The following is an 18,009-nucleotide window of genomic DNA, read 5'->3' as shown; positions in this document are numbered from 1 at the left end:
CAGCCTGATGAAGAATCAGACTGTTTATTACTTAAATTTTTACTTCGACTTCTGCATCTTCACGCAGTTTCTGAACAAGTTCTACGACTTGCTGCTGTTTTTTTTGAGATTGAAGTTGCTGTTCCAACGCTGGTTTAACTTTTTCGAAACTTTCTACGTCTTCCTGTTGGCTCTTAAGAGCATCGTATTCTTTCTTTAGTTCTTCCTCTGTTACTTCAGGCTGTTTTGTATTATTGGCGATAAATTCGTCCACCTTGACCTGAAGCTTTAACTGTTCTTTAATCTCTTTTTCACTTGTATCATTTTCTTCAAGAGCTTGCTTCATTTGTTCTTCATTTTCAAAACGCTGGGAGAACTCTGAATATTTTTTTTCAACTTCTTCATTTGAGACTTCGATTCCAGCTGCTTCTGCGGATTGGATTAACAATTCAGAACCAATCATTTGATCCACGATACTCTTTTTCAATTGTTCTTCTTTTCCTTCAAGGTCCATACCCATCTGGGAGTACTGTTCCTTCATGCTTTTATATTGAGCATTGAAGTCTTCTCGGGACAATTCTTCCCCATTGACGACCGCAACTGGTCCGCTGCCTTGCAGCTCGTCCGTTTCAGTTTCCGCACTCTTAACTTTTTCTTGCTCCTGACCCTTGTTTGATTCTGTTTCTTCCCCTGAACTGCAGGCCGTGAGTCCAAAGACAGCGATGATCAAAATTGCTAAAGTCTTGAATAGTTTTTTCATCCAGTTGCTCTCCTTTGATGTCTCATTTAAGGGGAGTGTAGCACAAAGGTTATGACTTGTAAATTATTTCCTATAGAAGGAAACGAGGAATGAAAGTAGAGGCTAATGCATAATTATCTTAGGAAAGGAGGGAAGACAAATGTATTATCATCCACAGCAAGTTACTTACAGGCAGACATATGCTTCTCAAACCGCTCAAGCTAAGTTTAGAAGCAGCCCTTTAGCACCAGAACTAAAAGGTACCATGATGTTTTATCAGATGCCTTATGGAGTTGAAGTATTCGTGCAGGTGGAGGGACTGCCGGAGTTTCAGAAAAAGAAAAACGGCAAACAAGTCGGACCTCATGGTTTTCACATACATGAAAAAGGAGTATGTGAAATAGGAGACGGAAAAGATCCTTTTGCATCAGCAGGTGGTCATTGGAATCCTGACGATCAGCCTCACGGAAACCATGTAGGGGATTTTCCTGTGTTATTCTCCAACCAGGGGCGGGCAAGGATGATCTTTTTTACGGACCGGTTTCAGGTAAAGGATATCATCGGAAAAGCTGTCATTATCCACGAAGGACCTGATGATTATCAATCACAGCCAAGCGGGGATTCAGGAAAGCGGATTGCATGTGCAATTATAGAAAGATCGTAAATTTATGGTATAAATGTCAATATGATTGTATATACTAACCTTGTAGGGTTGTTAAGAAGCTGTGCTTGACTTCACCGGTGAGTCATAGTATAGTGGTTTATAAGGTTAAAGAATTACCAATAACATGAATTCGATTTTTCGAGTCACCTATTATAAAGAGTGATCAATCATTATTGGTACTTTTTATAATATGTGATTTTTTCATTATGATGGTAAAACGCATATTAATTTTAAGAAACAATGGAGGATCCAATTACATGAAAACAGGTACAGTGAAGTGGTTCAACGCGGAAAAAGGTTTTGGTTTTATCGAGATCGAGGGCGAAGATGATGTATTCGTACACTTCAGCGCAATCAATGAAGAAGGTTTCAAATCTCTTGAAGAAGGTCAATCCGTAGAATTTGAAATCACTGAAGGTAACCGTGGACCACAAGCTGCGAACGTAACTAAACTATAATTTAAAAAACGAACGATATTCGTAAAATATAAAAGAGACTGGCTCGTTAGTCAGTCTCTTTTACATAATTTTCATGTCTAGAGGAGGCTTTATAAATGGCTTTCGGTAAAAAGAATCAGACAGAAATTAAAGAAGAAGAAACAAAAATTTGGGTGTGTACTTCCGACGATTGTAACTGCTGGATGAGAGACAACTTCAGAACAAATGAAGAGAATATTTGTCCGATGTGCGGAAGTAAAATGGAAGAAGAAAACAAAGTTCTTCAAGTCGTAGAAAACAACAGCCTTTATTATAAGCAAGACTAAACAAAAGCGATTGCCAAAAGCAATCGCTTTTTCTGTTTTCATATGCCCCTATAAAGGGAATGGTGATTTAGTACTGAAGAAAATGGGAGGGGTCAGAATGGATCAGCAGCTGGAGCGGGTGCTTTCCACAAAAAACAAGTTAAGAAAACAAACTCTATCTACGATCTTAGAGCAGTTTGATGGACATATAATGAATTTATCCCAGTCAAGCAGGAAGAAGAAATATGATAAAATGCGCCAGGATACGTACAGCTTTTTTCGTGGAAGTGCTTACTTGTTCTTTTACGATGTGATTGATTATCCGTTTACCTTCCACACTCCAGAGGACAAGCCTACGTGGATTATGGGAGATATGCATTTTGATAATTTCAGTGCTTTTCAAAATGAATCCCATGATATCGTATTTGACGTCGATGATTTCGATGAAGGCTATTTAGGCTCCTATTTATACGACGTGTTAAGAATGGTCGTAAGTATTCGGCTTTTTGCCAAACAGGGAGAGTTTACAAAAGAAGAACAGGATGAGTTTGTCGATCACTATTTGAAGACCTATGTCAAACAACTGAACGCGTTTAAAGAAGGAGAAGCAGAGCCGCTTTCTTTGCAATTTACTGTCGAAAATACAAAAAAACCGATTAAGAAGGTATTAAAGAAGATTGAAAAAAGAAAAGCATCGCATGAATTAGACAAGCAAACGGTCATTGACCATGATTCAATTCGCTCCTTTGATATCGGCAAAGAAAAACTCTCTTCCGTTTCAAAGCAGGAGCGTGATCAAATAGCTTCAGCGTGGAAGGATTACATTGCATCACTTAATCGTGATTCCAAGCGAGAGGATGCTTTTTATCAAATAAAAGATATCGTGAAGAAAAAAGGTTCAGGTATAGGGTCAACAGGCCTTCAAAGGTACTACATTTTAATAGAAGGAGAAGCGGAAAAATCCCATCATGATGACATCATACTAGAAGCTAAGGAGGCAAGAACACCGATCCCTGCTTATTTCTTCCCGTATGATGCACAATTCTGGTCTGATAATAAGCATCAAGGACGAAGGGTCATCCACACTCAAAGAGCCATGCACCACAGAGCTGATCCTTATCTTGGATATTTTTCTATGAACAGCCGTGATTTCTATGTAAGAGAGCGCTCCCCCTATTCCAAGGATCTGAAAGAGAAAGATGTAAAGGATTATAAAGGGATGAAGCGTGCCGTTAAAACGATGGCGAAAATCAGTGCCAAAATCCACTCTCGTGCAGATGCGGATCTTGAAGAAGGTATATTAAATTATCACAGTGAAGATGCCATCCTTGAAGCAATCGGCTCAAAGAAAAAGCTTTTCCGCCATCAGCTCAGTTTATGGTCAGATCATTACCAGGATATTGTGGAAAGGGATTACGAGCTCTTCAACGAATGGTTGAGAGAACAAGAATTTTTTAAATCCTAACGCACACCTGTTATATCCTCCTGTAGTTTGGTATAATTTTAATGTTATACATTCGTGAAACTGGAGGATTTAACTATGTTAACAGTAAATAACGTAAGTCTTCGTTTTGGTGATCAGAAACTGTTCGAGGACGTCAATATAAAATTCACACCGGGCAACTGTTACGGATTGATTGGAGCTAATGGAGCAGGAAAATCAACTTTTCTTAAGATCCTTAGTGGGGAAATCGAACCGCAAACAGGAGACGTTTCTCTGAAGAATGACCAGCGTCTTGCCGTTTTAAAACAAAATCACTTTGAATATGACGAGTACAAGGTTCTGGAAACAGTAATCATGGGTCATACAAGATTGTACGAAGTGATGAAGGAAAAAGATGAAATCTACATGAAAGGTGAATTCACGGAAGAAGACGGTATGCGTGCCGCAGAGCTTGAGGGTGAATTTGCTGAAATGAATGGATGGGAAGCAGATTCGGATGCTGCTCGTTTGTTGAAAGGCCTAGGAATTAATGAAAATTTGCATGATAAGCAAATGAAAGACCTTGCGGGATCTGAGAAAGTTAAAGTACTTTTAGCCCAAGCTTTATTCGGTAATCCTGACGTTCTTCTTCTGGATGAGCCGACTAACCACCTTGATATTAAAGCGATCCAGTGGCTTGAAGACTTTTTAATCGATTTTGAGAATACGGTGATCGTCGTTTCACACGATCGTCACTTCCTTAACAATGTATGTACCCATATTGCAGACCTTGATTTTGGAAAAATTCAAATTTATGTGGGTAACTATGATTTCTGGTATGAATCCAGTCAATTGGCCATGAAAATGGCAGAAGAGCAGAATAAGAAGAAAGAAGAAAAAATAAAAGATCTAAAGGAATTTATCGCGCGTTTTAGTGCAAATGCCTCGAAGTCAAAACAGGCAACGTCTAGGAAGAAGCTGCTCGATAAAATTACCCTTGATGATATCCAACCTTCATCAAGAAAGTACCCTTATATTGCTTTTAAAGCAGATCGCGAAATCGGAAATGACTTATTAACAGTTGAAAATCTGTCTAAAACCATCGATGGAGTGAAAGTCCTGGACAATGTCAGCTTTACGTTAAATAAAGATGATAAAGTTGCTTTGGTCGGGTCAAATGAAACAGCTAAAACGGCTTTATTCCAAATTCTTATGGACGAAATGGAACCGGATGAAGGCACCTTCAAATGGGGTGTAACGACATCTCAAAGCTATTTCCCTAAAGACAACTCTGCCTTCTTTGAAAGGTCTGATTTAAACCTTGTGCAGTGGCTCCGTCAATATTCTCCTGAAGATGAAACAGAGACCTTTCTGCGAAGCTTCTTAGGTCGTATGCTCTTCTCAGGTGAAGAAGCGCTGAAGAAAGCAAATGTCTTGTCTGGGGGAGAGAAAGTACGATGCATGCTTTCTAAAATGATGCTTTCCGGAGCAAATGTTCTTCTTCTGGATGAGCCGACCAACCACCTTGACCTTGAGTCAATTACTTCATTGAATAAAGGTCTTATCAATTTCAAAGGTTCTGTCATTTTCGCATCGCATGACCACGAGTTCATTCAAACGATCGCGAACAGAATTATTGAAATTACACCGAATGGAATTATTGACAAAGAGATGAGTTATGATGAATATTTAGCAGATCCAGAGATCCAAAAACGTTCTGCAGCATTAGCTGAATAATGTAAAAAACCTGCCATTAACTGGCAGGTTTTTTTATTTTTCTACCTTAACAACTAAAAATTACCATGTTTAAACGACAAAAATAGAACGTTTTTTATAAGTATTTTATGTGAAAAATCACCCTTAAAGATGCATTATTACACTAAATATGTAATAGTATAAGCAAAAATTAGCGGTTTGTAATGTTTATGAAATGTGGATGTTAACTTTGAAATCAAACTGTTAGCTTCCTGTTCTTAAAATCTATTGAGATTCTGATAATCTAGTAATTGTGAATGAACAACGCGCAATCACATGATTAAGTAACACTTTTAGAGGAGGCAGAATCTCATTATGAAAAAAACAGTCTTTACTGTAGCAGCTACTGTAGCATTAACAGGAGCATTCGCAACGTCTGTCAGTGCAGAGGAATATACAATCGATAAAGGTGACACTCTTTGGGGTATTTCTCAGAAATATAATGTATCCGTCGATCAACTAAAATCTTGGAACGATTTAAATTCAAATCTTATCTATCCTAATCAACAATTAACCGTTTCTAGCGATTCTAAAACATCAAATTCATCCAATCAGTCTAGCAATGCATCCACATACACAGTTAAATCAGGAGACACACTATGGGAAATCTCTCAGAAGTTTGGAGTCTCTGTTGATCAGTTGATGTCTTGGAATAATCTTTCTTCTACAATGATTTATCCTGGAGACAAATTCTCTGTTAAAGGAGAAGTAGCTCCAGCATCAACGAAAACAAGCAATAATAGCTCAAGTAACACTTCCGCAACTGAGACAAGCTCTAACGATAGTTCCAGCGAAGAAGTTGTAAAAGAATTTACTGCTGAAGCAACAGCTTACACAGCTTACTGCACAGGATGCAGCGGCGTAACAGCAACAGGAATTGACCTTCGTGCTAATCCTGACCAGAAAGTAATCGCTGTAGACCCGGATGTTATTCCACTAGGTTCTAAAGTTTATGTAGAAGGTTATGGTACAGCAATCGCTGGTGATACAGGCGGAGCAATCAACGGAAACCGTATCGACGTCTTCATGCCAGATCGTGAAGATGCACTAGAATTCGGACGCAAGTCTGTTAAAGTTCAAGTACTAAGTGAATAATTGGAAGCAATTTGCTTTTATATTATATATAAAACCCACTTTTCGACGAAAAGTGGGTTTTTCCTGTTCTTTTTGCTTTAGGTTATGAGTGGTTATTGGTAGACTAAGAGCAAATCTAGAGAAGGAAGGTGTTTTATTATGAGAGCGATTGTCCATGAGGGAAAGAATGGATTTGAAGGGTTAAAGGTGCAAGAGGTAGAAAAGCCAAAGCTTGGAGATAAAGATGTAATCGTAAAAGTACATACAGCAGGAATGAATCGAAGAGATGTTGCTGTGGTAACGAAGCGGCATAAAGCCGAAGACCCAGCACTTATCCCAGGCTCTGATGCGGCGGGAGTTATTGAAGCAGTGGGTGAATCTGTAACAAAATTTCATACAGGAGAAGAAGTCGTCGTTAATCCAGGTCTTGGGTGGCAGGAAAAGAGTGACGCACCTCCTAAAGGGTTTGAAATAGTCGGATTACCTGATCATGGAACATTCGGAGAGTATTATAAATGTACGGAGGATCACGTTGAAAAGAAACCGTCCCATTTAAATTTTGAGGAAGCGGGTGTGTTGCCTTTAGCAGCATTAACGGCGTATCGTGCTCTTATAACAAGGGGGCAGCTAAAAGCTGGGGAAACGGTCATGCTTCCGGGAATAGGCAGTGGTGTACTGACTTTCGCTTTAAAATTTGCTAAAGCGAAAGGAGCCCGCGTAATTGTTACATCGAGATCAGATGAGAAACTAGAAGAAGCACGAGCGTTGGGGGCAGATCGTGCGATAAATACAAATAGTAACTGGACCGAAGAACTTTCTGATGAAAGCGTAGACTTGCTGATAGAAAGTATTGGCGAAGCCACGTTTGAAAAATCTCTTCATATCATTAGGAAAGGTGGAACCATCGTCACTTTTGGAGCCACGACAAACGATGAAGTAAAGATAAACATACGAGAATTTTTCTACGGTCAATACAACTTGCTTGGTTCTACCATGGGAAGCGCAGAAGAGTTCCGTGAGATGCTTTCCTTTGTAGAAGAACACAAAATCAAGCCGCAACTAGATCGATTGTTTAAATTGGAGGAATACAGAGAAGCTTTTGAATATTTACAGGATACGAAAAATTTCGGGAAAATCGGGTTTAAGATTGAGGGCTAAATTTTCTTTAATCGACAAAAAATGATTCTCAGGTAATTCTACTTAAAACTTAGTAGCAACTCAGAATACTGAATAAAAACCATATTTAATTTAATATCGAACGAATGTGCGTATAGCTGGACAAATCATCCATCCCTTATTGTAAAATAAAGTTAAAGACTTTATTGGCGAAGGGGTGGATAATTTTGTCTCATAAGAACAATCCGAAACGCTTTGCACTAAATATGAGTGCGGCCCAATTCACGAAGTTTTACATTATGCATTTGTTGCAAGTTCATCAGCCAATGATCAGTGAACACTTTAAAGGAAAATTCAAAGCATTGACGAAGAACTGGATTCCTGCACCATCCACGCTGCTGGACACTCTCCATGAGATGACAGAGGAAGGTTTATTGTATCGCAAAGAAGATTATAAATCACATGATAAGAAGAGACAAAAGGTGTACTGGTATTATTTAACGGATCAGGGGAAAGAAGAATTTGATGTTTTAAAGAAAAGATATAAAATCCTATTTGAAGAGCAATTACAAGTATTGAATCAAATTATGAAGGACGTTTACAAATAAGTTTTCATCGAAGAGGTGGCAATTGTGAAACTAGGAGTCCTGGATCAAAGTCCTATTTCAAAGGGGCAAACGGCAAAAGAAGCATTAATGCAGTCGATCGAATTAGCTAAATTCACTGAACAACTTGGTTTTAGCCGCTATTGGGTAGCAGAACATCACAACACAAATGGTCTAGCAAGCACGTCGCCTGAAATCCTCATTGGACAAATCCTTGCTTCTACAAATCGTATTGTAGTAGGTTCTGGAGGTGTGTTGCTGCCACAATACAGTCCGCTTAAAGTAGCTGAGACCTTTCGTATGCTTGAAAGCTTTTATCCGGGACGTGTTGATCTAGGTCTCGGTAGATCACCCGGTGGAGGGCAAAAAACACGTCTTGCGCTTACTGACAATGTTGAAAAACCGTTGAGTTCTTTTTCAAGACAAGTAAAAGAATTACAGAAGTTTTTATATGACTCGTTTTCCAAAGGTGAATCTCATTTTGGTGTTCATGCAAGACCGGACACTTCTGCTCAACCAGACTTATGGGTTTTAGGGTTAACGGAAAGAGGGGCACGCCATGCAGCTGTGAACGGAACAGGCTTTACATTCGGTCATTTTATTAACCCTGCCCAGGCAGTGGAAGCTCTAACTGCATATAGAGAGAAATTTAAACCGTCAAAAGGCTTGGCTTCTCCAAGAGTTAATGCTTGTGTGTTTGTAGTTTGTGCTGAAACGGAGGAAGAAGCTGAAAGATTAGCATTAAGTCAAGATATGTGGCTGCTTCAAGTAGAGAAGGGAATTGAAACGCGAGTTCCTCCTGTAGAAGAAGTCAAAGAACACACCTTTACATTAAGAGAAAAGGAAAAGATTAATAAGAATAGGGAACGCAGCATTATTGGTACCCCTGATCAAGTACATAAGGAACTGCTTCGACTAGCAGAAGCTTATGAGACTGATGAATTCCTTATTATTACGAATGTATATGATTTTGAGAAGAAAAAGGAATCCTACCGGCTTTTAGCAAAGGAATTGAATCTTTAAATTATAGGCATTTGCCCAATCCCTTTCATTTATCCTACTTTCACCCATACCTTGCACCCTTTATCGGCATATAAAGAAGTAAAGGGGGGGAATTGGAATGAGTAGAGGTTATGGCGGCGGATTCGCGCTTCTTGTAGTTTTGTTTATTCTCCTAATTATTGTAGGAGCTGCTTGGTGGTATTAATTGATAAAAGTGTGGCGTATGCCACGCTTTTTTCGATTTTCTAGGTACTTTACGCTTCTCGTTTCATTCGAACGGTTTGTACGCTATAATAAAATACATTATGACTTTTAAAGGATGGAATGAAATGAATCACCAACTACTTGGAACTGTTCACAAAGCTAAAATTTTAAAGAAGATTACAAAAGGATTTACGATCAGTGTACAGGAAGCAGAACTATTTCTTGCAGACGAACATGCCACTGAAGAAGTCGAATTGGAAAAAGAAGTTGAAGTTTTCATCTACGAAAATAAAAAAGGACAAGCTGTAGCAACGATGAATCTTCCTGAAGCGACCAGAGATTCCTATGGCTGGGCTGCGGTTGCAGAAGTACTTCCTCACTTAGGAGTGTTTGTTGATATTGGGTTGGAAGATAAGGATATCTTAGTCTCGAGTGACAATCTTCCTTTGTTAAAGTCTGTGTGGCCGAAAGAAGGAGACTTTTTATTCGTAAGTTTAGAGCTAGATAAAAAAGGCAGGCTATTGGCTGAGCCTATCACCGAACAAGAGGTGCTCGATGATTTGGAACAAGCCCCACAATCTCTGATTCACACGGTTGTCACTGCACGAGTGTACCGTTCAACAAAGGCAGGCTCGGCTATTCTAACAGAAGAAGGGTATCGAGGGTTTATTCATCCTCATGAACGAAAAGAAGAGCCGAGGCTTGGCGAAACAATTGAAGGTCGGGTTATCGATGTGAAAGAAGATGGTACGATTAACGTTTCCTTACGACCGTTAAAACAAGAAAGCATGAAAGAGGATGCTGAGACAATTTATGATTACCTCCTGGAAAATGATGGAGTTATGCATCTCCATGACAAAAGCGATCCTCAAGAGATCAGGGACACCTTCAACATTAGTAAGGCAGCATTTAAGCGTGCCATTGGCCAATTGATGAAAGCAGGAAAAATCGAACAGAACGATGGAAAAACGACTATCAAACACTAGGCGCTTTTGATTCAAACTTAGTAGCAACTCCGAATTTCAAAATAAAAAAACAATCAATAAGAAAAAGCCTCCGAACAAATCGAGAGGCTTTTTGATTTAATCTTCGTATTCTTTTTCTATTCCATTTTTATACGTAACATCCAATTCAAACTCCTTATAAGTTTGGTCAAGGTCTAAAACATCAAGGACATCTTGAATAACTTCTTCCTCTGAACTGTCTTCATCAAAACTCATTTCCTGAAATAGCGGCGACAATTGATTATAAGCTTCTTGCCCAGTAACTTTTTGCTGGTCCAAATCATTAATGGTAGCTTTTATGGTGTTTTTGGACTGATGGAATTCGATTTCGTATGAAATACGATCGACATAATCCACTTCAAGATCGAACTCTTTAAATGTAAACTGATTTTCTTCTCTTAAATTATTCTCCGTGTATTCGTAACTGATCGGTCTTGGGGTATCATCAACTTCTTGCGTATAGGATTCCTTCCCGCTATCATTACACGCAGTCAAAGACGCACCTAATATCGCTGTTACCAACATGATTTTCTTATTCACGACTATCCCTCCACTCATTCTTTTTCATAGGATTGCCTAAAGTTCATCATTTCATAAATAAGTGATGGAGATGTGGTAAGCATTATAATTCGTTCACATCTTAGATGGTGATAAAATAAAGATAAGTTCCTCATAGATCAGTAAAAGGAGGAAGAAGGGATATGAAAAGTGTGCTTTATGTACTAGGCATTGCCCTTTTAGCTGTGGTGGGTACGTTATCTTTCACAAAGCTTTCCGGAGAGGGGAAGGAAGATATGGAAAGAACAAATGAGTTAACCGTAAAGAAGTACAATGGCGATAAAATTACCTACACAGATCAAGACTTGAAAGAATTGCTGAGTCCAATTCAGTACAAAGTCACTCAAAAAGATGGGACAGAACAAGCTTTTGAAAATGAATATTGGGATAATAAAGAAGAAGGCATTTATGTTGATCTCCTTTCAGGAGAACCATTATTCAGTTCTGAGAATAAGTATAAATCTGGAACAGGATGGCCGAGTTTCACTAAACCTCTGGTAGAAGAAAATATTGTAACGAAAAAAGATCCTGGAATTTTTGGAATGCGTACAGAGGTCCGGAGTAAAGAAGGAGACGCCCATTTAGGACATGTGTTTAAAGATGGCCCTGAACCCACTGGCTTACGTTATTGCATGAATTCAGCCGCACTAGAATTTATTCCAAAAGGGGAAATGGAAGCAAGAGGTTATGGAGCATTTTTAGACGAATTTAAATCGTAAATTCTTCAAAAGGAGCTATGGAACTATAGCTCCTTTTTATTTTTCTGAACATTGCCATTAATTCGAATTTCCGTTAATATACAATATTAGAAAGATGGCTTCACAGAAGGAGGAGTGCTTCATTCATGATATCCTTATCTCCGATGACTAAAAACGAATACGATGCTATTAAAGTAGCGCAAATTAAAGACTACGCAGATGAAAAGGTGAAAGCAGGGACGTGGACTAAAGAGGAAGCTTTTGAGAAATCAAATGAATCGTTTAATAACTTATTGCCTGATGGATTAAAGACTTCTGATCATTACTTTTTGTCCATTAAAAATAATGGTTTGAATGTAGGGTATTTCTGGTACCATTTTGCTAATGAATCCAACAATCAAAAGGAAGCGTTCATTTATAACTTTCTTATTTTCGATGGTCATCAAGGTAAAGGCTATGGAAGAAAGGCTTTAGAAGAACTTGAAAAGCATATGAGAAAAGAAGGGATAAAGAAGTTATCCCTTCACGTTTTTGGTCATAATAAGCGTGCGATTCATCTCTATAATAAAATGAAATTTGATACTACAGACCTTGTGATGTCTAAGCATTTATAATCTTGAGGACATGTGGAGACATTTGACATGCATGGTGAGAACGATTATCATTATCGTAACAGAATAATAGATTTGAAGGTGAGAGAATATGGAACACACTAAAACAGATTTGGCTAGAATCATTCGCGAACGCCGCTCCGTAAAGAGTGGATACTTAGATAGAGAAGTCCCTGAAGATTTAATCAAAGAGCTATTGGAGGATGCCAGCTATGCGCCGACCCATGGCCTTAGAGAACCATGGCGTTTCATTTATATCCCTACAGAAGAGACAAAAGGCTTCGTTGAAGATTTGGTAAAAACTTTCCCGAAAGACATGCAAGAAAATAGAAGAAACTACTTCAGCCAGCCTGCTGCGTTTCTTATTGCTGTTATGAAGGAAGACCCTCGTCAAAAGCAATGGGAAGAAAACTTTGGAGCGATCAGCTGTTTCATTCAAAACTTTCAACTGCTTGCCTGGGAAAAACAATTAGGAGTCGTATGGAAAACAAATACTCAAATTCACGAACCAAAAGTTCGCGAATTATTAAATGTAGAACCAGGAGAAAAAATTGTAGGGTTCTTACACCTTGGTTATTTTGATAAACAGCCGAAGCCGAAACAGCGTACACCTATAGAAGAAAAGCTGACGATATACAAAAACAAACACTAAACAGCAAAAAGCACGCCCACGTTAGGGTGTGCTTTTTTTGTTATAAGCTCTTACTTTTACCGGAATATTCATATGCTTTGTATTCCTATTTTAATTCCATTTCAGTTCATTCATTAGACAGGTTCATTAAGACTCCGTACAATGATAGAGTAACGAATGAAAGCAGGGTGATCAGTTGAAAAGAATCTACATACTTTTACTGCTTGTAATGATGGTTTGGGGATTTAATGTCTCAGCCATTAAAGTTCTCGTAGCCAATATCGATCCTATTCTTCTTACATCCATTCGAATTTTTACAGCTGGTGTGGGTGTTCTTATAACCTTGTATTTTATGAGGTTATTGAGAAAACCCTCAAAGAGAGAATTCGCCATCATCTTATACATATCTTTGTTTAATGTTGTGCTGCACCATGCCTTAATGGGAGTGGGGCTCTTATATACCTCTGGAGTTAATGCCGGATTAATTGTTGGATTAGGACCACTATTAACGATGATTTTATCTACAATAATGCTTAGCAAAAAGATAACCCTTTTTAAAACCTTTGGGTTCATACTAGGATTTGTAGGTGTAGTCATTACAACACTTACAGGAGCAGAAGGCTTTAGCGGTGTCTCACTGGGAGATGTACTGATCCTTTTATCAATTGCCGCACAAGCCTTCAGTTTCATATTGATAGGAAAGTTAAACCCCAGGCTGGATCCTCGACTTTTAACAGGCTATATGCTGCTTATCGGCTCTGTTTTTATTTTTCTAACAAGCCTTGTTATCGAATCAGATCCAGCTCAAATTATTCAACTCATTGATGCCAAATTATTAGGGGTTTTTCTGTTCAGTGCGTTTATCTGTACAGCTTTTGGACATATGGTTTACAATTTTGCGATCAAACAAGTAGGTCCGGCTGAGTCTGCTATATTTATTAATTTCAACACATTCTTTGCTATCTTAGGTGCGTCCTTTTTCTTAGGTGAGAAAATCATGGTGAACCACATCATTGGGCTGATTTTAATTGTGTGCGGCGTATTAATAGGAACTGGAGCCATATATCATTTTACTAAACAGAAAACACATGCTCATAGGCGCACTTCTTAAATGAGAAAGCCTTTTTTCTAATGCTTTGCAGGCTTCTCATCTGATTTTTCTCTATATTTCTCGTCAAAAGCTATTAATACAACTCCTAATTTACTTTCCAGCAATTTGATCTCACTTAATTTATCTTGGGAAAGGTTAGCATAATCAAATGACATTGCTTATTCCTCCTTTTAGCTTAGTATCATCGAAATATCATGGCTTATTCGAAGTGGAAGGATTTATAACAGGATTCTTCAATGCTGTATCGAAATAAATAGCATCCTGTATTTTGTGTATAGTGATAATGTAAAGAAGTTAATTATTCATTCTGTGAACCGTACGAAAAAATGATTTTCAGACGCTTAAAACATGATGATAGACGAGTCTCTTTATAAACTTTATGATAGAGGTATATTTGTATAAAGGAGTCTGGAAATGAATTTTGTTGCTCTTGATTTTGAAACAGCAAACTCATCTAGAGGAAGCGTCTGTTCAATTGGGTTGGTAGAATTCGAACAGGGGTATAAAAAGAACGAATATTATCGGTTAGTCAAACCGAAGCGTAATTATTTTTCTCCAATGAATATAAATATTCATGGAATTACAAAAAAGGATGTAGAAGACGCATATGAATTCGATGAGTTGTGGATGAAAGAAATTAAGGATCTGATAGAGGGCAAATTCCTTATTGCTCATAATGCCCAATTTGATATGGGAGTATTACGAGCCGTACTTGACCAGTACAATTTGCCATACCCTATGCTTGCCTATAACTGTACAGTAAACATTTCAAAAAAGACGTGGAAATTACCGAAATATAATTTAAAAGCTGTCACAGATCACTTAGGGATTCAATTGAATCACCACCACGCATTAGATGATGCGAGAGCAGCTGGTGAAATTCTAATGAAAGCAGGAGAGCACCTTGAAGCCTCCAATATTAAAGATTTAGTAAATAAAACTGGCACTTTGAATGGTATGATGTACGATAAGGGTTATGAACCAGCACGTTTGAATGGAAAAAAGCGTTCGAGAAAGCCAGAGGCAAACTCCTATATAGCAGCCACTACAGAATTTGATCGTTCTCATCCTTGTTATGGGTCTTCTTTTGCTTTTACTGGAAGATTAGATGCTTTGAAGCGAGAGGAAGCCATCCGGCAAGTGATTAATGCCGGCGGCCATTTCCATCACAATATCGATTCTAATACGAATTATGTAGTGGTTGGAAATAAAGCCTATGAGAATTATTTAGCGGGGAAAAAAAGCACTAAATTAGAAAGAGTGGAAACATTGTTAAGTCAAGGTCATTCTATAGAAGTACTACCAGAGAAAGATTTTACGAAGAAATTGAAAGGCTCATCCAACTAAGGTGAGCCTTTCTGCAGCTTTTTCACTTCGTGAAGATCACAGTGATAAATGACGCTAAAAGTCCTATTATGAGTATTTGGTCGACCTGCCAGTTTTAATTCATACATAGTAGTAACTCCGAATACTATTCAAATCAAAAACCACTTAAATATACGAACAAACGTTCCAGCCCTCGTGTTTTTAGCATATTTAAATAAGTTTTTTTGGCAGGATATAATTTCTATCCTTTAAGAGTTCTGGATGAATAGCTTTCGCTTTTTGACTAAAATCTCCGAGGTTGACTCCAGCACCATAATAGTAGGACTGCCAAACAATTTTAGTGCAATACTGCTCATCCGTTTTTGAGCCTATGGGCGTCATTATTCGATAATGGGCATTCTTATGATCTAAGTAAAGCTTTTCAAGATACGTAGCAGCCAAATGTCCGTGAGAATAAACTCGTGGTGCATAGATTTTAATTGATCTGAATTTATGATAGTAGGAGAGAACATCATCTTGAACTAAACCAGCAGGGATAGAATGAACAACCTTTTTAGCATGATTGACCATACCTACATGACCCACATACTTAGATTCGCTTTTTCCTAATGGAGAGAATAGCAAATCCCCTGGTTCAATAGTAATATCCGTGCCAGGGTAGGTGTCAGGGTTTGTGTGTATGGTAGGTGCTTTCACTTTCTTTGGCAAGAATATGTAACCTAATAAACTAATCATAAAAGCTAAAACAGCAAAAAAAGATTTTCTACGCATGATATTCCTCACTTTGCTTTACTGGACTCTATTTTCTATATCCTATTGGAGGTTCGATTATAACATAATTGTAAGTGGATGTATGAATACTCGCATAAAGAGCGCTCCTTCATTTTATCAGAATAAGACATCTAAGCTTCAAACTTTTAGATACAGATTAAGCATTATGTGGTTTAGATACTATAATAACATTATGTAAAGTAGATAACTGAACGGGAAAATTGGTATGATGGAGAAGAGTGGTTTAATGAATAAGGATTCAACAGAGGTGGAGTAATGGAATATAGAAAGATCCTTGTTTCAATAATCCTTTTACATATAATTATTTTGCTAGGAATCTTCGGATACATGTTTTTTGAAGACCTGGCTTTCTTCGATTCGTTGTGGCTTACGATTGTTTCTGTATTGACGATTGGTTATGGAGATATTTCTCCTGAATCCAATGGGGGAAAGCTGCTTACCTTGGTTTTAATACCAAGCGCTATTGGTCTGACAACTTATATGTTGGCTCAACTGGCGGGCGCCATTATAGGCGGTAAACTATCCAACGAAGTGAGGAAGAGAAGAATGACATTAAAGATACAAGATCTTCACCAGCACATAATTTTATGCGGCTATGGTCGGGTCGGCCAGCAAGTTTTTCAGCAATTGCGCCATGAAAAACAGCCTCTGGTCGTAGTGGAAATGGATGAAAACGTTATAGAACAATTGCCTGAGAATGCTCTATACGTTAAAGGAAATGCAACAGAAGACCGTGTACTGATTCAAGCAGGAGTCGACCGTGCTAAGGGAGTCATTGTCACTCTACCGGATGATGCTGATAATGTCTTTATAACTTTAACCGTAAAAGGGATGAATCCTAATATTTATTCCGTGGTTAGAGCAGAAAGAGACTTTTCGGAAGAAAAGCTTTACAGAGCAGGTGCAGACAAAGTAATCAATACATCGAACATAGGCGGAAAACGAATGGCAACTGCGATTACAAAGCCAGTAAGTGTGGAATATGTTGAAACGATTCTCCATGACCCTCTTAATGATTATAATATCGAAGAAATTCTCATCCGTAATACTTCCTCGTTATTGAATAAATCAATTAAAGAATCTGAGATAAGACAATCATTTGGAGTCAATATCGTTGCGATTAAAAGAAATGATAAAATCATCAGTAACCCTGAGGGAAACGAAACGTTTCAAGAAAATGATTTATTGATTGTCTTTGCAACATCAGAACAATTGAAGGGATTCGAAAAAGCAGCAACCTAACGCAGGGATGCTGTTTTTTTTAGTGAAACGAATCGAATTTTATATTTTTAAATGCTTATTTCACCCTATACGAACAAATGTTCGATATGATAAGAATATCAAGAGGAGGGAGCTGAATATTATTGAGAAAACGTACATTAACTGATGAGGAAACCATTAAAAAGTACCAGTCTGGCGAACGAACAGTTTCCATAGCTGAAAAAGCAAATGTATCGGTAAGGTTGATCAATCAGATTTTAAGTAAACACAAGGTCGACCGGAGGCCAAAAGGAAGCTGGAGACGTGAATATAAGGTAAATGAACAGTATTTCAGGACGTGGTCGAATAACATGGCATACATGAAGACTGGTGTTCATTTATTAATAATTAATAGTAAAATTATGCGCACAAACTTGATCGAATTACATTGAATGCACTCTAATAAATCACTCACTTCAGAATCTATATCAACGGAAGAAAATCAATTAAACAATTTTTAATATTGGATTTACAATAAAGTGATCTTCTAATAAAAAGAAAATTAGATGAGTTTAATAAAAAAATAGATGTAAATCAAATATCTGATAGAAAGCACATTGTTTATGGAGAAATTTCGAAGCACAAATCTCATATTGATGCTGCTTGTGAAATTGTAGGAATTCAATTAAACACTTATCGAAGGTGGCCAAAAGAAGATCAAGATTTTCGCGTCTCAGTGGAAAGAATTATTTCGAATGGTATGTAAAGAGTAGGA

At 37.9% G+C, this 18,009-nt stretch carries 22 protein-coding genes; 18 read left to right on the top strand and 4 right to left on the bottom strand.

Annotated features, from left to right (window positions below):
- Positions 1-31: 31 nt before the first annotated feature.
- On the bottom strand, positions 32-739 hold the full coding sequence (locus ACRYKC_RS09170) for a SurA N-terminal domain-containing protein (protein WP_433806428.1): 708 nt from the start codon (positions 737-739) through the stop codon (positions 32-34).
- 139 nt (positions 740-878) lie between these two features.
- Between ACRYKC_RS09170 and ACRYKC_RS09165 the strand changes: the two genes are divergently transcribed.
- The 11 genes from ACRYKC_RS09165 (at position 879) to ACRYKC_RS09115 (ending at position 10,289) form a co-directional block, all read left to right on the top strand.
- Positions 879-1,382 (top strand): superoxide dismutase family protein, encoded by a 504-nt coding sequence (locus ACRYKC_RS09165; protein WP_433806427.1) that lies wholly within the window; start codon positions 879-881, stop codon positions 1,380-1,382.
- Between the two features lie 257 nt (positions 1,383-1,639).
- A complete protein-coding gene (locus tag ACRYKC_RS09160; protein WP_035541471.1) occupies positions 1,640-1,840 on the top strand; it encodes a cold-shock protein in 201 nt (66 codons plus the stop codon).
- Positions 1,841-1,935: 95 nt separating this feature from the next.
- On the top strand, positions 1,936-2,145 hold the full coding sequence (locus ACRYKC_RS09155) for a cold-shock protein (protein WP_085029808.1): 210 nt from the start codon (positions 1,936-1,938) through the stop codon (positions 2,143-2,145).
- A gap of 97 nt (positions 2,146-2,242) precedes the next feature.
- On the top strand, positions 2,243-3,589 hold the full coding sequence (locus ACRYKC_RS09150; protein WP_433806426.1) for a DUF2252 domain-containing protein: 1,347 nt from the start codon (positions 2,243-2,245) through the stop codon (positions 3,587-3,589).
- Between the two features lie 75 nt (positions 3,590-3,664).
- Positions 3,665-5,284, top strand: coding sequence for an ABC-F family ATP-binding cassette domain-containing protein (locus ACRYKC_RS09145; RefSeq protein WP_433806425.1), 1,620 nt, complete (start codon positions 3,665-3,667; stop codon positions 5,282-5,284).
- Positions 5,285-5,617: 333 nt separating this feature from the next.
- Positions 5,618-6,397 (top strand): 3D domain-containing protein, encoded by a 780-nt coding sequence (locus ACRYKC_RS09140; protein WP_433806424.1) that lies wholly within the window; start codon positions 5,618-5,620, stop codon positions 6,395-6,397.
- 138 nt (positions 6,398-6,535) lie between these two features.
- Positions 6,536-7,534 carry a zinc-binding dehydrogenase gene (locus ACRYKC_RS09135; protein ID WP_433806423.1) on the top strand — a complete coding sequence of 333 codons (999 nt, stop codon included), beginning with the start codon at positions 6,536-6,538 and terminating at the stop codon, positions 7,532-7,534.
- 185 nt (positions 7,535-7,719) lie between these two features.
- Entirely contained in the window at positions 7,720-8,100 is a 381-nt protein-coding gene (locus ACRYKC_RS09130; RefSeq protein WP_433806422.1) for a hypothetical protein, read from the top strand.
- A gap of 21 nt (positions 8,101-8,121) precedes the next feature.
- Positions 8,122-9,120, top strand: a complete 999-nt coding sequence (locus tag ACRYKC_RS09125; protein ID WP_433806592.1) for an LLM class flavin-dependent oxidoreductase — start codon at positions 8,122-8,124, stop codon at positions 9,118-9,120.
- Between the two features lie 97 nt (positions 9,121-9,217).
- Positions 9,218-9,304 carry a YjcZ family sporulation protein gene (locus tag ACRYKC_RS09120; protein WP_035551702.1) on the top strand — a complete coding sequence of 29 codons (87 nt, stop codon included), beginning with the start codon at positions 9,218-9,220 and terminating at the stop codon, positions 9,302-9,304.
- A 124-nt stretch (positions 9,305-9,428) separates the two neighbouring features.
- Positions 9,429-10,289 (top strand): CvfB family protein, encoded by an 861-nt coding sequence (locus tag ACRYKC_RS09115; protein WP_433806421.1) that lies wholly within the window; start codon positions 9,429-9,431, stop codon positions 10,287-10,289.
- Positions 10,290-10,385: 96 nt separating this feature from the next.
- Here ACRYKC_RS09115 and ACRYKC_RS09110 read toward each other — a convergent pair whose 3' ends face one another.
- Positions 10,386-10,847 carry a YusW family protein gene (locus tag ACRYKC_RS09110; RefSeq protein WP_433806420.1) on the bottom strand — a complete coding sequence of 154 codons (462 nt, stop codon included), beginning with the start codon at positions 10,845-10,847 and terminating at the stop codon, positions 10,386-10,388.
- 161 nt (positions 10,848-11,008) lie between these two features.
- Between ACRYKC_RS09110 and msrB the strand changes: the two genes are divergently transcribed.
- The 4 genes from msrB to ACRYKC_RS09090 all read left to right on the top strand — a co-directional run bounded on the left by msrB (position 11,009) and on the right by ACRYKC_RS09090 (position 13,916).
- Positions 11,009-11,584 carry a peptide-methionine (R)-S-oxide reductase MsrB gene (gene msrB / locus ACRYKC_RS09105; protein ID WP_433806419.1) on the top strand — a complete coding sequence of 192 codons (576 nt, stop codon included), beginning with the start codon at positions 11,009-11,011 and terminating at the stop codon, positions 11,582-11,584.
- A 125-nt stretch (positions 11,585-11,709) separates the two neighbouring features.
- Positions 11,710-12,177 (top strand): GNAT family N-acetyltransferase, encoded by a 468-nt coding sequence (locus ACRYKC_RS09100; protein WP_433806418.1) that lies wholly within the window; start codon positions 11,710-11,712, stop codon positions 12,175-12,177.
- An 88-nt stretch (positions 12,178-12,265) separates the two neighbouring features.
- Entirely contained in the window at positions 12,266-12,826 is a 561-nt protein-coding gene (locus tag ACRYKC_RS09095; RefSeq protein ID WP_433806417.1) for a nitroreductase family protein, read from the top strand.
- 175 nt (positions 12,827-13,001) lie between these two features.
- Positions 13,002-13,916 (top strand): DMT family transporter, encoded by a 915-nt coding sequence (locus ACRYKC_RS09090; RefSeq protein WP_433806416.1) that lies wholly within the window; start codon positions 13,002-13,004, stop codon positions 13,914-13,916.
- Between the two features lie 17 nt (positions 13,917-13,933).
- Here ACRYKC_RS09090 and ACRYKC_RS09085 read toward each other — a convergent pair whose 3' ends face one another.
- Entirely contained in the window at positions 13,934-14,071 is a 138-nt protein-coding gene (locus tag ACRYKC_RS09085; protein ID WP_433806415.1) for a hypothetical protein, read from the bottom strand.
- Positions 14,072-14,330: 259 nt separating this feature from the next.
- Here ACRYKC_RS09085 and ACRYKC_RS09080 point away from each other — a divergent pair, with 259 nt between their 5' ends.
- Entirely contained in the window at positions 14,331-15,263 is a 933-nt protein-coding gene (locus ACRYKC_RS09080) for an exonuclease domain-containing protein (protein ID WP_433806414.1), read from the top strand.
- Positions 15,264-15,452: 189 nt separating this feature from the next.
- Here ACRYKC_RS09080 and ACRYKC_RS09075 read toward each other — a convergent pair whose 3' ends face one another.
- Positions 15,453-16,013: a hypothetical protein gene (locus ACRYKC_RS09075; RefSeq protein WP_433806413.1), complete on the bottom strand. Its 561-nt coding sequence runs from the start codon at positions 16,011-16,013 to the stop codon at positions 15,453-15,455.
- A gap of 276 nt (positions 16,014-16,289) precedes the next feature.
- Between ACRYKC_RS09075 and ACRYKC_RS09070 the strand changes: the two genes are divergently transcribed.
- Positions 16,290-17,276 carry a potassium channel family protein gene (locus ACRYKC_RS09070; protein ID WP_433806412.1) on the top strand — a complete coding sequence of 329 codons (987 nt, stop codon included), beginning with the start codon at positions 16,290-16,292 and terminating at the stop codon, positions 17,274-17,276.
- Between the two features lie 122 nt (positions 17,277-17,398).
- On the top strand, positions 17,399-17,686 hold the full coding sequence (locus ACRYKC_RS09065) for a hypothetical protein (RefSeq protein WP_433806411.1): 288 nt from the start codon (positions 17,399-17,401) through the stop codon (positions 17,684-17,686).
- Positions 17,687-18,009 lie beyond the last annotated feature (323 nt).

It is taken from the genome of Halobacillus sp. A1-3 (genome assembly GCF_050971765.1).
GTDB classification, from domain to species: Bacteria; Bacillota; Bacilli; order Bacillales; family Halobacillaceae; genus Halobacillus; species Halobacillus mangrovi_B.
This window is presented reverse-complemented; position numbering and strand designations above follow the sequence as displayed.

Excerpts from the sequence above, each read along its gene's own strand:
- ACRYKC_RS09170 (WP_433806428.1), bottom strand. The coding sequence starts at position 739 with ATGAAAAAACTATTCAAGACTTTAGCAATTTTGATCATCGCTGTCTTT.
- ACRYKC_RS09165 (WP_433806427.1), top strand. The coding sequence starts at position 879 with ATGTATTATCATCCACAGCAAGTTACTTACAGGCAGACATATGCTTCT.
- ACRYKC_RS09160 (WP_035541471.1), top strand. The coding sequence starts at position 1,640 with ATGAAAACAGGTACAGTGAAGTGGTTCAACGCGGAAAAAGGTTTTGGT.
- ACRYKC_RS09155 (WP_085029808.1), top strand. The coding sequence starts at position 1,936 with ATGGCTTTCGGTAAAAAGAATCAGACAGAAATTAAAGAAGAAGAAACA.
- ACRYKC_RS09150 (WP_433806426.1), top strand. The coding sequence starts at position 2,243 with ATGGATCAGCAGCTGGAGCGGGTGCTTTCCACAAAAAACAAGTTAAGA.
- ACRYKC_RS09145 (WP_433806425.1), top strand. The coding sequence starts at position 3,665 with ATGTTAACAGTAAATAACGTAAGTCTTCGTTTTGGTGATCAGAAACTG.
- ACRYKC_RS09140 (WP_433806424.1), top strand. The coding sequence starts at position 5,618 with ATGAAAAAAACAGTCTTTACTGTAGCAGCTACTGTAGCATTAACAGGA.
- ACRYKC_RS09135 (WP_433806423.1), top strand. The coding sequence starts at position 6,536 with ATGAGAGCGATTGTCCATGAGGGAAAGAATGGATTTGAAGGGTTAAAG.
- ACRYKC_RS09120 (WP_035551702.1), top strand. The coding sequence starts at position 9,218 with ATGAGTAGAGGTTATGGCGGCGGATTCGCGCTTCTTGTAGTTTTGTTT.
- ACRYKC_RS09115 (WP_433806421.1), top strand. The coding sequence starts at position 9,429 with ATGAATCACCAACTACTTGGAACTGTTCACAAAGCTAAAATTTTAAAG.
- msrB (WP_433806419.1), top strand. The coding sequence starts at position 11,009 with ATGAAAAGTGTGCTTTATGTACTAGGCATTGCCCTTTTAGCTGTGGTG.
- ACRYKC_RS09100 (WP_433806418.1), top strand. The coding sequence starts at position 11,710 with ATGATATCCTTATCTCCGATGACTAAAAACGAATACGATGCTATTAAA.
- ACRYKC_RS09095 (WP_433806417.1), top strand. The coding sequence starts at position 12,266 with ATGGAACACACTAAAACAGATTTGGCTAGAATCATTCGCGAACGCCGC.
- ACRYKC_RS09085 (WP_433806415.1), bottom strand. The coding sequence starts at position 14,071 with ATGTCATTTGATTATGCTAACCTTTCCCAAGATAAATTAAGTGAGATC.
- ACRYKC_RS09080 (WP_433806414.1), top strand. The coding sequence starts at position 14,331 with ATGAATTTTGTTGCTCTTGATTTTGAAACAGCAAACTCATCTAGAGGA.
- ACRYKC_RS09075 (WP_433806413.1), bottom strand. The coding sequence starts at position 16,013 with ATGCGTAGAAAATCTTTTTTTGCTGTTTTAGCTTTTATGATTAGTTTA.
- ACRYKC_RS09070 (WP_433806412.1), top strand. The coding sequence starts at position 16,290 with ATGGAATATAGAAAGATCCTTGTTTCAATAATCCTTTTACATATAATT.